The following is a 15,277-nucleotide window of genomic DNA, read 5'->3' as shown; positions in this document are numbered from 1 at the left end:
ACAGCACCTTCTCGCCACCGACCCTCCTCCTGAAGACGCGCAGGCCACCCGCCTGCGTGTCTGCAACCTGTATGCCTTCATCCATTTCTCTGCGCCTGGTGTTTATCCTGGGCCTGCTATCCGCCATTGGCCCCTTTGCCATCGACATGTACCTGCCGGCCCTGCCGCAGATTGGCGCCAGCCTGCAAGCGCCCGTCGGGGCCGTGCAGGCCAGCCTGACGGCCTTCTTCCTGGCGCTGGGCGTGGGCCAGCCGCTGTTTGGCACCCTGGCCGATATGTGGGGCCGCAAGAAGCCGCTCTACCTGGGCCTGGCGATTTTTGTGCTGGCCAGTGTCGGCTGCGCGCTGGCGCAGGACATCCACACGCTGGTGGTGCTGCGCTTTATCCAGGGCCTGGGTGCCGCAGCGGGCATGGCCATTCCGCGCGCGGTGGTGCGTGATCTGCACACCGGCCACGAGGCCGCGCGCATGATGTCGCTGCTGATGCTGGTCTTCAGCGTCTCGCCCATCCTCGCGCCGCTGGCCGGCAGCGGGGTGATTGCAATCGGCGGCTGGCGCATGGTGTTCTGGGTGGTGGCAGTGGCCGCGCTGATCGGCATGGTGGCCATGGCGCGCGGCCTGCCCGAGACGCGCGCATCCAACAACGGCGTGGACAGCAGCCTGGGCGGTGTGCTCCAGGCCTATGGCCTGCTGCTGCGCGACTGGCACTACCTGGGCCTGGTGTTTATCGGCGCCTGCGCGATGGCCGGTTTCTTTGTCTACCTGGCCGGCTCGCCCTTTGTGCTGATCAACCACTACGGCCTCAGCACCACGCAGTACAGCATGGCCTTTGCATTCAATGCGATTGCCTTTATTGGCGCGGCGCAGTTTACCGGCATGCTGGGCAAGCGCTTTGGCCTGGTGCCCGTTGTCAAGCTGGCCGCTACCGCCAGCGGTGTGGTGATGTGCTGCCTGCTGGCCTACTACCTGGTGGGTGGCGACCAGCTCGCCGTGTTGATTGGCCTGTACTTTGTCGCCAGCGGCTTGATGGGCCTGGTGATCCCCACGACTTCGGTGCTGGCGCTGGAGGCGCATGGCCAGATTGCCGGCACAGCCTCGGCCTTGCTGGGCACCTTGCAGATGCTGACCGGCGCGGTCGCCATGCAGATCGTGGGCCTGTTCTCCAGCGGCAAACCGCTGCCGATGGTGGTGGGCATGGCCACCGGCGCGCTGTGCGGCGTGCTGCTGACCTGGATCACCTTGGGCGGCCGGCGCGGCGCCCGGGTCTGATGCCTGCCAACGACCTCTAACGACAACGCCCCGCAGCTTGCGGGGCGTTTTTGCTTTTGGAGGTTTAAACCTTGGGCTGGCGGTAGGCCAGGCAGAGCTTGTTGCCATCCGGGTCGCGCAGGTAGGCCAGGTACAGGGCCGCAGGGCCTTCGCCGCGCCAGCCCGGTGGGTCTTCACAGGCCACGCCGCCATGGGCCAGGCCCACCGCATGGGCCTGGTCGACCTGCTCGGTGCTGCTGGCGGCAAAGCCAGTCGTGCTGCCATTGCCGATAGTGGCTGCCTCGCCATTGATGGGGGTGCTGACGCTGAAGGTGCCGCCATTGGCGCGCCAGAAATAGCGGTTCTTGTTGGCGGCACCCGGGGGCACGCCCAACTCGGCGAGGAAGGCGTCGTAGAACTGGCGTGATTTCTCCAGATCGCTGGTGCCGAGCATGATGTGGCTGAACATGGGTGTCTCCTTGCAGATGGGTAAGACGTTGGGGAAAGATCGGGCAGCTGCCACTATAGCGGCGCTGGCGGGCGGCTGAAAACGGGCGCTTGTCGCGCAGTATCCACCATCGCGCGGGCCGGTTTGCAGCCAGCACACAACAGTGCCTGGCCGTGCAAGTGCCAGTCCTTAGCCCCTGGTTCTGGTCACCTGTCGCCTGCCTGCCAATCACCGAACACGCACAGCCGCTATAGTCGCCCCGAGCCTGCTGGCGTGCGTTGCGCGCGCCGGGTGCAGGCACCATCCACACATGAATTTACAAAATATCCTCGGCCCACAGGCCGCCTCACACCTGCGTTTGATGGGCATGGCCTTGCTTTGGGGCGCGTCCTGGCCCAGTGGCCGCATGGTGGCCCAGCACATGCCGCCACTGGCAGCGTCGGGCCTGCGTTTTGTACTGGCCGCCGTGGTGCTGCTGGTCTGGCTGTATGCGGCAGGCGGCATGGCCGGGCTCAGGCACTGGTCGCCCAAGCGCTGGTTGGGCATGGCCGCCGCTGCAGCTACAGGCGTATTTGGTTACGCGGCCTGTTTTTTGAGTGGCCTGCAGTACCTGCCCGCCAGCAAGGCGGCGCTGGTCATCACGCTCAACCCGGTGCTCACCTTGCTGCTGGCTGCCTGGATCTTTCGGGAACGCATCAACCGCACGATTGCCTTGGGCATGGCGCTGGCGGCGCTGGGTGCGGTGCTGGTCATCTCGCATGGGGATCCAGCCCAGCTGCTGGCCGGTGGCCTGGGCCGGGGCGAACTGCTGATCCTGGGCTGCGTGGCCTGCTGGGTCAGCTACACCTTGCTGGGCCGGGCGATTCTGGCCGGGGTCGATGCGCTGTCCACCACGGCCGTCACCGCGACCATCGGCGCCGTGATGCTGCTGGCCGCCAGCCTGGTGGTCGAAGGGCCGCAGGGCATGGCCCAGGCCTTCGATGCGGGCCTGCCCGCCTGGGGCGCGCTGCTGTTTCTGGCCTGGGGCTCTACCGCACTGGCTTACGCATGGTACTTTGATGGCGTCAAGGCACTGGGCGCTGGTGCGGCATCGGGCTATATCACCCTGGTGCCGGTGATTGGCGTGGCCTGCTCGGCCCTGTGGCTGGGCGAGCAGATCGATGCACCCATGCTCGCCGGGGGCGCGATGGCGCTAGCGGGCAACGCGGTGATGAACTGGGGCCGGCGCACACCGCGTGCTGCGGTGGCTGCAGCGGCAGCGCGCTAAACCGCCAGCGGGTTCTCGGCCAGCTGCGGCGGCAGCTCCGCCCAGGGCTCGTTCATGAACTGCTGGGCCGCATAGTCCATAAAGGCCTGCACGCGCGCTGGCCGCGTACGGCCCGGCGGGGTGACGATGTTCAGCGACAGCACATCGGCCTCCCAGCCCGGCATGGCGGTCTGCAGGCTGCCATCGCGCAGCTCCTGCCACACCAGAAATGACGGCTGCAGCGCCAGCCCCATGCCGGCCAGCAGTGCGGGCTGCAGCGCCTCGGCATTGTTGACCTGCATCTGTATCGGCATCACCTGCGTGTACTCGCCATGGCGCGCATGGCGAAAGCGCCAGCTGGTGCCATAGCGCGCCAGGCTGTACTGCAGGCCCTTGTGCTGGGCCAGATCGCGCGGGTGCACCGGGTGGCCATAGCGCTCGAAATAAGCAGGAGAGCCGACCAGCAAGATGCGCACCTTGCACAGGGTGCGCGCAATCAGGCTCGAATCGCTCAGGTTGGCAATGCGCAGCGCCAGGTCAAAGCGGTCGCGGATCAGGTCCACCTGCTCGTCAGCAAAGTGCAGGTTCAGCTCCACATCCGGGTGCATCTCCATGAACTTGGGCAGGATCGGCGACAGCCGCGCAATGCCAAAGGACATCGGCGCGGCAATGCGGATCTGGCCGCGCAGGCTGGTGGAGCGGTCGGTGATGTCGGCCTCCACCGCCTCGCCCTCCTGCAGGATGCGCGTGGCCCGCTCCAGCGCGCTGCTGCCGGCATCGGTCAGCGCCATGCGGCGTGAGGTGCGGTGGAACAGGCTGGTCTTCATGCGGCCCTCCAGCCGCGTGATGGCCTTCGATACCGTTGCCTGCGACAGCGCCAGCTCGGCAGCGGTGCGCGCGAACGATCCGGTCTCGGCGACCTTGGCAAAAATGGCCCAGGCCTCCAGGTCAGGCAGCTTGCTCATGGCTTCATCGCTTTCTCAATCACATCAAATATGGAATGAATGCTTTTCTATATTTTCTATTTTAATCATATTCAAGGCGACCTACACTTTCTTCATCGACGACAAAACACCTGGAGAAAGACATGATTGAACGACGCAGCTTTGACAGCCTGGGCGGTGCCAACCACGGTTGGCTCGATGCCAAGCACCACTTCTCTTTTGCCGACTACCGTGACGCCCAGCGCGTGAACTGGGGCGCTCTGCGGGTCTGGAACGATGACACCATCGCGCCGCAAACCGGCTTCCCACCGCACGGCCATGCCGACATGGAAATCATCACCTATGTCCGAGAAGGTGCGATCACCCATGAAGACAGCCTGGGCAACCGAGGCCGCACCGAAGCCGGTGATGTGCAGGTGATGAGCGCCGGCAGCGGCGTGCGCCACTCGGAATACAACCTCGAGTCCACGACGACCCGCATCTTCCAGATCTGGATCCTGCCCGACCGCCAAGGCGACAAGCCCAGCTGGGGCGCCAAGCCCTTCCCCAAGGGCGACCGCAGCGGCAAGTTCGTGACCTTGGCCAGCGGCATGGACGGTGATGGCGACGCGCTGCCCATCCGTGCCAATGCCCGGGTGCTGGGTGCCACGATCAAGGCCGGTGAAAGCCTGGACTACGGTTTTGACCATGCCGACCGCTATGGCTACCTCGTCCTTGCCAAGGGCAGTGCCTCGGTCAATGGTGTGGCGCTGTCCAGCCGCGATGGTGCTGCCATCCATGGCGAGACCACGATCCGCATCACCGCCACGGAAGACACCGAAATCGTGCTGGTGGATGCACCGGCCCTGAACTGAGCACCTGTAGATCCTTTGTAGACAGCTTCCTTCCCGTTTTTTAACCTTTCAAGAGCACGCACCATGACCAACAAATCTTTCCTCGAAGTCCTGACCCCCGCCAACAGCCAGATGATCTTCATCGACCAGCAGCCCCAGATGGCCTTTGGCGTGCAGTCCATCGACCGCCAGACGCTGAAGAACAACGTGGTGGGCCTGGCCAAGGCGGCCCAGGTGTTTGGCGTGCCGACGACGATCACGACGGTCGAGACCCACAGCTTCTCGGGCCACACCTACCCAGAGCTGCTGAACGTATTCCCCAGCAACCCCATCCTGGAGCGCACGTCGATGAACTCCTGGGACGACCAGAATGTGCGTGATGCGCTGGCCGCCAACGTTGCCAAGGGCCACAAGAAGATCATCGTCTCGGGCCTGTGGACCGAGGTCTGCAACACCACCTTTGCACTTAGCGCCATGCATGACGCCGGCTACGAGATCTACATGGTGGCTGATGCCTCGGGCGGCACCTCGCTCGAAGCGCACAACCAGGCGATGCAGCGCATGGTGCAGGCTGGTGTGGTGCCCGTCACCTGGCAGCAGGTGCTGCTGGAATGGCAACGTGACTGGGCCAAGCGCGAGACCTATGACGCGGTGATGGACATCGTGCGCGAACACTCCGGTGCCTATGGCATGGGCGTGGACTATGCGTACACGATGGTGCACAAATCCCCAGAGCGTGCGCAGCACGGCAACACCATCGGCCCCAAGCCCGCTGTTTAATTGCCTTGTTTGTGGTGGGGTAGCCCCCCACCCCCGCTGGCCTCCCCGCACCACCCACCCCGCACGCCACTGCCATGACCACCTCCAGCCCCGACACCATTTTTCACAACGGCCGCTTTACCACCTTGAACAAGGCCCAGCCCACGGCCAGCGCTGTGGCCATCCGCGATGGCAAGTTTGTCGCGGTGGGCAGTGATGCAGAGGTGCTGGCGCTGGCTGCCAGCGGCACCCGCAAGATCGACCTGCAAGGCCGCAGCGCGCTGCCCGGCCTGTTCGACAACCACACCCATGTGATTCGCGGCGGTCTGAACTTCAACATGGAGCTGCGCTGGGATGGGGTGCGGTCGCTCGCCGATGCGCTGGAGATGCTGCGCCAGCAGGTGGCGATCACGCCGGCGCCGCAATGGGTGCGCGTGGTGGGCGGCTTTAGCGAGCACCAGTTTGTCGAAAAGCGCCTGCCGACCCTGGCCGAGATCAATGCGATTGCGCCGGACACGCCCGTGTTCCTGCTGCACCTGTATGACCGCGCCCTGCTCAACGCCGCTGCGCTGCGCGCCGTGGGCTACCACCGCGACACGCCCCAGCCACCGGGCGGCGAGATTGTGCGCGACAGCCAGGGCAACCCGCAGGGCCTGCTGCTGGCCAAGCCCAATGCCACCGTCCTCTATTCCACCCTGGCCAAGGGCCCCAAGCTGCCCTTCGAGTACCAGGTCAACTCCACGCGCCACTTCATGCGCGAGCTCAACCGCCTGGGCGTGACCGGTGTCATCGACGCCGGTGGTGGATCGCAGAACTACCCCGATGACTACCAGGTCATCGAAGAACTGAACCAGCAAGGCCAGATCACCGTGCGCCTGGCCTACAACCTGTTCACGCAAAAGCCCAAGGAAGAGAAGGACGACTTTCTGCAGTGGACGCAGTCGGTCAAGTACAAGCAGGGCAACGACTACTTCCGCCACAACGGCGCGGGCGAAATGCTGGTGTACTCGGCCGCTGACTTTGAAGACTTTCGCCAGCCCCGCCCCGACATGCCGCCGCAGATGGAGACCGAGCTGGAAGATGTGGTGCGCGTGCTGGTCCAGAACCAATGGCCCTGGCGCCTGCATGCCACCTATGACGAGACCATCAGCCGCGCGCTCGATGTGTTCGAAAAGGTGCACCAGGAAACACCCATCGACGGCCTGAACTGGTTCTTTGACCACGCCGAAACCATCTCCGACCGCTCGATCGACCGCATCGCTGCGCTGGGCGGCGGCATTGCCGTGCAGCACCGCATGGCCTACCAGGGCGAGTACTTTGCCGAGCGCTATGGCCACAAGGCGATGGAAGCCACGCCGCCGGTCAAGAAAATCCTGGAAAAAGGCGTCAAGGTCTCTGCGGGCACCGATGCCACCCGCGTGGCCTCGTACAACCCATGGGTGTCGCTGTCCTGGATGGTGACCGGTAAGACCGTCGGCGGCATGCAGATGTACCCCGAGCGCAACCTGCTGGACCGCGAAACCGCCCTGCGCATGTGGACCGAGAACGTGGCCTGGTTCTCCAACGAGGAAGGTGCGCGTGGCCGCATCCAGGTGGGCCAGTTTGCCGACCTGATCGTGCCGAGCAAGGACTATTTCCAGGTGCCTGAGGATGAGATCTCCTTCCTCACCTCCGACCTGACCGTCGTAGGTGGCCGGGTGGTGTATGGCGCAGGCAGCTTTGCCCGCCATGACGACAACCCCCTGCCCCCTGCGATGCCCGACTGGTCGCCCGTGCGCCGCTTTGGTGGCTATGGCGCCTGGGGCGAGCCCGAAGGCGCTGGCAAAAACTCGCTGAACCCCGCGCGCTACCGCAGCCTGGCTGCTGGCTGCGGCTGCGGCAGCCAATGCGGCATGCACGGTCACCAGCATGCCAATGCCTGGGTGTCCCAAGTACCGGCCTCCGACATGCAAGGCTTCTTTGGTGCACTGGGCTGCTCCTGCTGGATGTCCTGAGCGAGCCTGCCCCCCTTTTCAAATTCTGCTGATCCGAGACCTGCCATGAACCACCCCCATCCCGACCATCCCCCGGCGCCGCCCGCGGCCCCGGCCCAGCCCGCCGGCGGCAGCTTTGCCCCCTTGCAGCAAAAACTGTTTGCCGTGCTGTGGATCGCCACCGTCGTCGGCAACACCGGCAGCTTTGTGCGCGATGTGGCCAGCGCCTGGCTGATGACCGACCTCTCGTCCTCGCCCACCGCAGTCGCCCTGGTGCAGGCGGCAGCCTCGGCCCCGGCCTTTTTGCTGGCGATACCGGCGGGCGTGCTGTCCGACATCCTGGACCGCCGCAAGTTTCTGATCGCCATCCAGGTGCTGCTCGCCTGCGTCAGCATTACCTTGATGACCCTGTCGGCGATGGGCATGCAGACGGTGGGCTCGCTCGTGGCACTGACCTTTCTGGGTGGCATTGGCGCCGCACTGATGGGCCCGACCTGGCAGGCCATAGTGCCCGAGCTGGTCGCCAAGCGGGATCTCAAGTCGGCCGTCGCGCTCAACTCGCTGGGCATCAATATTGCCCGCGCCATTGGCCCGGCTTTGGGTGGTGTGGTGCTGGCGGGCCTGGGTGCCTCGGTCACCTATGGGGTGGATGTGATCAGCTACGCCTTTGTGATTGCTGCGCTGTTGTGGTGGCCGCGCCCCAAGGCCGAGCAGGACGACCTGAGCGAGCGCTTTGCCGGCGCCTTCCGTGCCGGCCTGCGCTATGCCCGCTCCAGCCGCGAGCTGCATGTGGTGCTGCTGCGTGCCTTCCTGTTCTTTGCACTGGCCAGCTCGGTCTGGGCGCTGCTGCCCCTGGTGGCCCGCCAGCTGCTGGGCGGTGGGGCAGGCTTTTACGGTGTGCTGCTGGGCGCCGTTGGTGTCGGCGCCATTGGCGGTGCCTTCCTGCTGCCCAAGCTGCGTGCCCGCCTGTCTTCCGATGGCCTGCTGCTGATGTCGGCCCTGGTGTCGGCTGCCGTGATGGCCTTCCTGGCGATGTCGCCGCCCCAATGGGCTGCCGTGCTAGCACTGCTGCTGCTGGGCCAGTCCTGGATCACCGCGCTCACCACGCTCAACGGTGTCGCCCAGGCCATCTTGCCCAACTGGGTGCGGGGCCGTGCGCTGGCCGTCTACCTCACCGTGTTCAACGGCGCGATGACCTTCGGCAGCCTGAGCTGGGGCTTTACCGCCAAGGCGCTGGGTGTACCCAGCACCTTGCTGGTGGGCGCTGCCGGCCTGGTCGTGATGGGCCTGATCGCCCACCGCATCAAGCTGCCCGAAGGCGAGGCCGACCTGGTCCCATCCAACCACTGGCCCGAGCCACTGACCGCCCACGCCGTCGACAAGGACCGGGGCCCGGTGATGATCCAGATCCGCTACCACGTGGCCAAGGACAACCATGCGCCCTTCCTCAAGGCCCTCGCCCGCCTGTCTGCCGCCCGCCGCCGCGATGGCGCCTATGCCTGGGGCATCGTGCAGGACACCGCCTCCGAGGACCACTTCATGGAGTGGTTCCAGGTGGAATCCTGGGCCGAGCACCTGCGCCAGCACAAGCGGGTCACCCATAGCGATGCCGATGTGCAAAGCGAAGTGGCGCAGTACCACCAAGGCAGCGAGCCCCCGGTGGTCCAGCATTTCCTGTCGGTGAACCACCCCGCCCAGGGCCATGCCTGATCGTTGAATCCCAGCACCCAGTCTGCCCAGCGGCAGCCTGGGTTTTTTGCGACTTTTTGGGACTGCTCCAGCCCCGCTGCCGCAGCGGGTGGCGGTTTTTCTGCGTGCTGATCAACCGCGCTCAAAAGCCTGCGCGCATTGCCAGCCCAGCGCTGCCAGCGGGCCGGCCTTGGCGCCTGTGGCCACTGCATCGGCAGCAGCGGCGGTGCCATCAGCAGCGCGCTGCGCAATACCGTAGAGGATGGCGGCCATGCGAAACAGGTTGAAGGCGAGGTAGTACTCCCACAACGGGCCCGGGTCGCGGCCCGCGCGCTCGGCATACATTGCCAGGTAGGCGCGCTCGTCGGGGATGCCCAAGGCCGCCAGATCACAACCACCCATGCCGCGCCACAGCGCAGGCGGCACACGCCAGGCCATGCCGTGGTAGGCCAGGTCGGCGAGCGGATCGCCCAAGGTGGACAGCTCCCAGTCCAGCACGCCAATGATCTGCGGCTCGCTGCGGTGCCAAACGAGGTTGTCCAGCCGGTAGTCGCCATGCACCAGGGTGGTCTCTTCGGCCTGGGGCAGATGCTGGGGCAGCCAGTCCATCAGCTGCTGCATCGCAGGGTCTACGGGCACCCGCAACTGCTGGGTCTGCTGGCTCCAGCGCTTGGTTTGCCGCGCCACATAGCCGCCGGCGCGGCCATAGCTGCCCAGGCCCAGCGCGGCCGGGTCCAGCTGGTGCAGCGCGGCGATCACGCGGTTCATCTCGGCATACAGCGCGCCGCGCTCGGCCGGCTGCATGCCGGGCAAGGCCGGGTCCACCAGCACCCGGCCGTCCAAAAAATCCATCAGGTAGAACGGCGTGCCCAGCAGCTCGGCATCGTCGCAATAGGCCAGCATGCGCGGCACGGGCACCGCCGTGCCGGCCAGGGCCTGCATCACCTGGTGCTCACGGTCAATCGCATGCGCGCCGGCCACCAGGCTGCCAGCGGGTTGCTTGCGCAGCACCATCTGCCGGTCGCCCAGCTGCAGCTTGTAGGTGGGGTTGGACTGGCCGCCCGCCAGCACGCTCACCGTGACCGCCTCGCCACCCGACAGACCCAGGTCCTGCAAATAAGGCTGCAGCCGCTGCGCCAGCGCCTGCGGGCTGGAGGCGGCGTTCACAGCGGGCGCGGCGCTGCGGGCACCGCCTGGATGATCGCCGGCACACCGCGCTCGGCCTGCGCATCCTTCTCGGCCGCCTGCACCAGCTTGCGCGCCATGCTGAAGCGGTGCACCTCGCTGGGGCCGTCGTAGATGCGAAAGGCGCGCATGTCCATGAAGATGCGCATCACCGGGGTTTCCATGGTCACGCCCTGCCCGCCCAAAATCTGTACGCAGCGGTCCACCACGCGCCATTCGGCCTCGGAGCAGACGACCTTGGCCCGGCTCGACTCGTAGCTGCCCTGCTCGCCCTGGTCCAGCAGCCAGGCGGTGTGCCAGATGTGCAGGCGCGCGGTGTGCAGGTCCATGTCGTTGTCGGCCAGCATAAAGCCCACGCCCTCGTGCGAGGACAGCGGCTTGCCAAAGGCGGTGCGGCGGCGGGCATAGGCCAGCGCCACATCCTGCGCGCGCCGGGCCTGGCCCAGCCAACGCATGCAGTGCGTCAGCCGCGCGGGCGCCAGGCGCACCTGGGCATAGCGAAATCCCTTGCCGACCTCGCCCAGGATGGCACTGGCGGGCACACGCAGCTGGTCAAAGCGCAGCACGCCGTGGCCGCCGGTAAAGCAGGCATCCATCGCATCCATGGATCGCTCCAGCGTGATTCCGGGCTGGTCCATATCGCTCAGGAACATCGTGGCGCCGCCGTCTTCGGTGCGGGCCATGATGATGGCGTAGTCCGCCCCTTCGGCGCCGGTGATGAACCATTTCTGCCCGCTGATCAGGTAGTCATCGCCATCGCGCACCGCCACGGTGGCGAGCGCGGCCGGGTCGGATCCGGCACCGGGCGCCGGCTCGGTCATCGCAAAGCAGGAGCGCAGCTGGCCCGCTACCTGCGGGCGCAGCCAGCGCGCCTGCTGGGCCGGGGTGGCCACCGCCTCCATCAGGTGGATATTGCCTTCATCGGGCGCATGGATGTTGAGTGCCGTCGGGCCCAGCCAGGAGTAGCCGGCCTCCTCAAACACCACCGCCTTTTCGACATGCGTGAGCCCCAACCCACCCAACTCGCGCGAGGCATGGGGCGTAAGCAGGCCGGCCGCGCGGGCGCGCTCGACCAGCTCGCGGCGCAGCGCCTCATCCGGGCCATGGCGGCTTTGCCGGGCATCGTTTTCCAGCGGAATCACCTGCTCGGCAATAAACGCGCGGGTCTTGTCGCGCAGTGCCAGCAGTTGGGGGGACAGGGAAAAATCCATGGTGCGGTCTTCGGTAGCGGTGGCGGGCCCCCAGGCGAGGACCCATGGGCAAATGGTGCCATGCCCGGCGTGCCAGGCCGTCACGGTTGAGACAGAGTCGCCCGCCCGGCACTGCGGCACTCAAAAGCGCTGCAAAGGGATGACACCCTGGTGTCGTACCCCGGACTTGCAGATGGGCTATAAACAAAGCATGCCCATCCAAGCCGAATCTGCACCCATCACCTCCGAGGCCACCCCCCAGGCCCATAGCCGCCACCTGCCACTGGCGGGCACCACCAATTTCCGCGATCTGGGCGGCTACCAGGGCCTGGACGGCCGCACGGTGCGCTGGCGCAAGCTGTTCCGCTCTGACCACCTGGCCTTGCTCAGCCCTGAGTCCCAGCTGCAGCTGCTGCGCGAGCTGGGCGTGGCCCGCTCGGCCGATTTTCGCGGCCAGCGCGAGCAAACCGTGGACCACTATGCGATCGATGGCCTGCAGCACCATTCGCTGGCCATTGAGCCAACGCTTGTGCAGCGCGCCTTCAGCCTGATGCAGCAAGGCCAGCGCCTGACGCCCGACCACACCGTCGTGCTGATGCAGGACACCTACCGCAGCTTTATCCACGACAATGCCGCGCCGTTTGCACAGTTCTTCGAGATGCTGCTCGACAGTGATGCGCCCATCGTCTTCCACTGCACCGCCGGCAAGGACCGCACCGGCTGGGCCGCCACCTTGCTGCTGACCACCCTGGGCGTGCCTCAGGATGTCGTGTTGCAGGACTACCTGCTGACCAACGACTACTACCACCGCCCAGCCGAAGCTGTGGCCGCTGCCGCCCACATCCCCGAGGAAGTGCTGCAGGTGCTGTGGCGGGTGCAGGAGCCGTTCCTGACCGCCGCCATCGAGCCTGTGCTGCAGGACTACGGCAGCATCCCCAACTATGTGGAAAAGGTGCTGGGCGTGGATGCAAAGGCGCAGCAAAAGCTCGCGCAGATGTATCTGGAATAATCGGTTGTTCCTTCGACCCACGGCCACCCCGCTGGCCGCCCGCCGATGAACCAACCGCTCCCCTCTCCGAGCCCTCTGGGCGCATCCCGTTGGACGCCCTGCCAGATCGCACTGGCCAGCCTGCTGGTGCTGGCCGTTGTGCTGTGCTGGCTGCCGGCTTTCCAGGCCATGGCCGACCGCTATGTGGATGACGGCCTGCAACGCTCCTTGCTCAGCTTTGCCACCGCCCGCGCGCTGCACAGCGTCGTCTCGGTGCTGCAGGGCACCGAGCTGGCCGTGCAGCCGATGGGCGTGGGCCTGACCTTGACGCTGGGTCAGGTGCTGGCCCCCATCAGCGACCTGGTGGCGCAGTTTGCCGACTGGATGCTCTGGGCCAGCATTGCCTTTGGCCTGCAAAAGCTGCTGCTATCGATGGGTGGCAGCTATGGCGTGACCGGCGTGCTTACCGCCATCGCGCTGGCCTGGCTGCTGCTGCGCTGGCGCCAGCAGGCGGTGCCCACCTGGCTCAGCCGCTTGCTGGTGGTGCTGCTGTTTACCCGGCTGGTAATGCCGGTCACCATCATCGGCAGCGAGGCGCTGTTCCAGCACTTTATGGCTGGCACCTACCAGGAAAACCAAATCGCCACCGAAGGCCCCGTCGGCCAGCTGCAGCAGTTTGATGTGCGCGCCCCGGCCAAGGCGCCAAGTGCGGACGCAGCAACGCCGACCCCACCGGCCAACCCCGCCGTGACGGCGTCATCCGGCCTCTGGGAACGCTTCAAGCAATGGGGGCAGCAGGCCCAGCAATCGGCCAGCCAGGCGGCATCGGGGGTGCAGGATCTTGTGCGCAACCCGGGCGATGCGCTGCGCGACAAGCTCAGCGAACTGCAGCAGCAGCTTGATCAGCAGGTCGAGCGGCTCGTGACCTTGATGGTGGTGTTTGCGCTGCAGACGCTGGTGATACCGCTGGTACTGGTCTGGGCGCTGCTGCAGCTGTGCAAGGGCTTGCTGGCGGGGCCGCGCCAGCAAGCTGCCAAATCGTAGGAGTAGCGTCGCTTACAGCGCAGCGTGCCATTGCGCAATCGCTGCGCCCACCTTGGCCATCACCGCATCGCTTTGCGCCGTTGTGCGCTCGCCGCCAGTCAGGAAGGCCGTGATGATCAAGCCTTCAGAGGCGGCATTGGGCCAGGCGATCAGACAGTCATTGGCGGTGCTGTGGGCACCGGCACCAGTCTTGCCGCCCACGCGCCACTCGGACGGCAGGCCCGCGCGCACGCGCTTGTCGCCGGTGCGGCTGTCTGTCAGCCACTGCTGCAGCATCGCGCGGCCATAGCCCTTGAGCACATCGCCCAGCAGCAGCGCCTGCAAGGTCGCCTGCATCGCACGCGGCGTGGTGGTGTCGCGCGGGTCGCCGGGCTCTGCCGTGTTGAGCAGGGGCTCGATGCGGTCCAGGCGCGTGGCCTTGTCGCCCAGGGTGCGCAGCCAGGCCGTCAAGGCTTCGGGCCCGCCGCTGGCGCGCAGCAGCAGGTTGGCCGCGACGTTGTCGCTGACCACCACGATCGCTTCGCAGAGCTCCAGCAGGCTGATGCCGCCGGGCTGGTCCTGGTACTTTTCCGTCACCGGCGCATAGGGCACCATGTCGGCCGAGGTCACCCGCACCTGCTGGCCCAGGTCCAGCGCCCCCGTCTGCCCCAGGTACAGCACATGGGCGGCCAGCAAGGTCTTGAAGGTGCTGCACATCGCAAAGCGCTCATCGCTGCGGTAGCCGGCCTCGCCGCCGGTCTCGGCATCCAACGCATAAACGCCCAGGCGGCCACCGCTCTGGGCTTCAATCAGGGTCAGCGCCTTGTGCAGCGCACGGTCGGCACGGGGGTGGGCAGACTGGCGGGATGCGCATCCGGCCAGGCCAAAAACAGAGCCGCTGCCCATGACCAGGGTGGCGGCTACAAAGTGGCGTCGTTGCATGGTCTTGCTCGGTAGAGGTTGTCATCCCGGAGGATGGATAGCTACCGAGCATACCCCGGCCCAGGGCCTGGCGACACGATATGGCGCAAGCTTTGCGGCGGCCGGGCAACAGGCCCGGAACGCGCTCAGGCCTTTTCGATCTTCAGAGCGGCCTCGTCCAGCAGCGCGGCCATCTTGTCGATCTGCTCGGCCGACAGCGCCGTCTCGCCGTCGCCGGCCATCTTCAGGCGCAGGGCCATCTTGAAGTTCTCGATCGCGCGCACCAGCTGCGGCGGGCGCTGGCGGGCATCGCGGTCCTTGCCACGGGCCAGGCGCGTCAGCAGCAGCTGCAGCGCATCGGCCTGCTCGGCGAGGGCCTGCTCGCCTTCGGCGGTGATGGTGTAGCGCTTGCGCCCGCCTTCGGATTCGCTGGCGGTTGCATGGCCCATGTCCACCAGGTAGCTCAAGGTCGGGTAGATCGTGCCGGGGCTGGGCTGGTAGTCGCCGCCCACCAGCTCGCCCACGGCGCGGATCACGTCGTAGCCATGGCTGGGTTGCTGGCCAATCAAATGCAGCGCCAGCAGCTTGAGGCCGCCAGCCTCGAACATGCGCTCACGCTTGTGCGCCAGGTGGCGCGCAGCATCTGGCCCGTGGCCATGGCCATGGCCATGGTCGTGCGGGCCGTGGCCCGGGCCATTGCCATGGTGGCGTGGGCCCCGGCCAGGGCCGCCCTCTTCGCCCATATGGCGGCCACGGGGGCTGCAGAGGTGGGGGTGGTGCTGAAAGTGGTGATGGGGATGTGGCATCTGTGTTCCTTTACTAAGATGCATC

Annotated in this window: 14 protein-coding genes; 8 read left to right on the top strand and 6 right to left on the bottom strand. The window is 66.3% G+C overall.

The features are described from left to right. Nucleotides 1–71: 71 nt before the first annotated feature. Nucleotides 72–1,268: a multidrug effflux MFS transporter gene (locus F0Q04_RS04105; RefSeq protein WP_116926031.1), complete on the top strand. Its 1,197-nt coding sequence runs from the start codon at nt 72–74 to the stop codon at nt 1,266–1,268. 64 nt (nt 1,269–1,332) lie between these two features. Here the strand turns inward: F0Q04_RS04105 and F0Q04_RS04100 are convergent, their stop codons facing one another. Further along, nucleotides 1,333–1,716: a VOC family protein gene (locus F0Q04_RS04100; RefSeq protein ID WP_116926030.1), complete on the bottom strand. Its 384-nt coding sequence runs from the start codon at nt 1,714–1,716 to the stop codon at nt 1,333–1,335. Nucleotides 1,717–2,005: 289 nt separating this feature from the next. Here F0Q04_RS04100 and F0Q04_RS04095 point away from each other — a divergent pair, with 289 nt between their 5' ends. Beyond that, nucleotides 2,006–2,962: a DMT family transporter gene (locus F0Q04_RS04095; protein ID WP_182344593.1), complete on the top strand. Its 957-nt coding sequence runs from the start codon at nt 2,006–2,008 to the stop codon at nt 2,960–2,962. Here the strand turns inward: F0Q04_RS04095 and F0Q04_RS04090 are convergent. Next, complete coding sequence (locus F0Q04_RS04090) at nt 2,959–3,906, bottom strand: LysR family transcriptional regulator (RefSeq protein WP_182344590.1); 948 nt, start codon at nt 3,904–3,906, stop codon at nt 2,959–2,961. The two genes, F0Q04_RS04095 and F0Q04_RS04090, sit on opposite strands and share 4 nt — an antisense overlap. Before the next feature lie 122 nt (nt 3,907–4,028). Between F0Q04_RS04090 and F0Q04_RS04085 the strand changes: the two genes are divergently transcribed. The 4 genes from F0Q04_RS04085 (at nt 4,029) to F0Q04_RS04070 (ending at nt 9,160) form a co-directional block, all read left to right on the top strand. After that, a complete protein-coding gene (locus tag F0Q04_RS04085; RefSeq protein ID WP_116926027.1) occupies nt 4,029–4,739 on the top strand; it encodes a pirin family protein in 711 nt (236 codons plus the stop codon). 63 nt (nt 4,740–4,802) lie between these two features. After that, complete coding sequence (locus F0Q04_RS04080; RefSeq protein ID WP_116926026.1) at nt 4,803–5,498, top strand: hydrolase; 696 nt, start codon at nt 4,803–4,805, stop codon at nt 5,496–5,498. Between the two features lie 74 nt (nt 5,499–5,572). Further along, complete coding sequence (locus F0Q04_RS04075) at nt 5,573–7,471, top strand: amidohydrolase (protein ID WP_182344588.1); 1,899 nt, start codon at nt 5,573–5,575, stop codon at nt 7,469–7,471. Between the two features lie 45 nt (nt 7,472–7,516). Beyond that, complete coding sequence (locus F0Q04_RS04070; protein WP_116926024.1) at nt 7,517–9,160, top strand: MFS transporter; 1,644 nt, start codon at nt 7,517–7,519, stop codon at nt 9,158–9,160. A gap of 111 nt (nt 9,161–9,271) precedes the next feature. Here the strand turns inward: F0Q04_RS04070 and F0Q04_RS04065 are convergent, their stop codons facing one another. Together F0Q04_RS04065 and F0Q04_RS04060 are read right to left on the bottom strand one after the other, a co-directional pair. Next, complete coding sequence (locus F0Q04_RS04065; RefSeq protein ID WP_116926023.1) at nt 9,272–10,306, bottom strand: phosphotransferase family protein; 1,035 nt, start codon at nt 10,304–10,306, stop codon at nt 9,272–9,274. Beyond that, nucleotides 10,303–11,535: an acyl-CoA dehydrogenase family protein gene (locus F0Q04_RS04060; protein WP_116926022.1), complete on the bottom strand. Its 1,233-nt coding sequence runs from the start codon at nt 11,533–11,535 to the stop codon at nt 10,303–10,305. The genes F0Q04_RS04065 and F0Q04_RS04060 overlap by 4 nt, the downstream gene beginning before the upstream one ends. Nucleotides 11,536–11,725: 190 nt before the next feature. On the opposite strand from F0Q04_RS04060, the gene F0Q04_RS04055 reads away from it, so the two are divergent. Beyond that, the gene (locus F0Q04_RS04055) at nt 11,726–12,523 is read left to right on the top strand and encodes a tyrosine-protein phosphatase (protein WP_116926193.1); all 798 of its coding nucleotides are present in this window, start codon (nt 11,726–11,728) and stop codon (nt 12,521–12,523) included. 45 nt (nt 12,524–12,568) lie between these two features. Continuing rightward, nucleotides 12,569–13,546, top strand: a complete 978-nt coding sequence (locus F0Q04_RS04050; protein WP_182344586.1) for a hypothetical protein — start codon at nt 12,569–12,571, stop codon at nt 13,544–13,546. Nucleotides 13,547–13,558: 12 nt separating this feature from the next. Here F0Q04_RS04050 and bla read toward each other — a convergent pair whose 3' ends face one another. Then, nucleotides 13,559–14,467, bottom strand: coding sequence for a class A beta-lactamase (gene bla / locus F0Q04_RS04045; RefSeq protein ID WP_182344584.1), 909 nt, complete (start codon nt 14,465–14,467; stop codon nt 13,559–13,561). A gap of 125 nt (nt 14,468–14,592) precedes the next feature. Continuing rightward, complete coding sequence (locus F0Q04_RS04040; protein ID WP_182344582.1) at nt 14,593–15,252, bottom strand: PadR family transcriptional regulator; 660 nt, start codon at nt 15,250–15,252, stop codon at nt 14,593–14,595. Between the last annotated feature and the right edge of the window lie 25 nt (nt 15,253–15,277).

The sequence above is a fragment of the Comamonas koreensis genome, assembly GCF_014076495.1.
Lineage (GTDB): Bacteria > Pseudomonadota > Gammaproteobacteria > Burkholderiales > Burkholderiaceae_C > Comamonas > Comamonas squillarum.
This window is presented reverse-complemented; position numbering and strand designations above follow the sequence as displayed.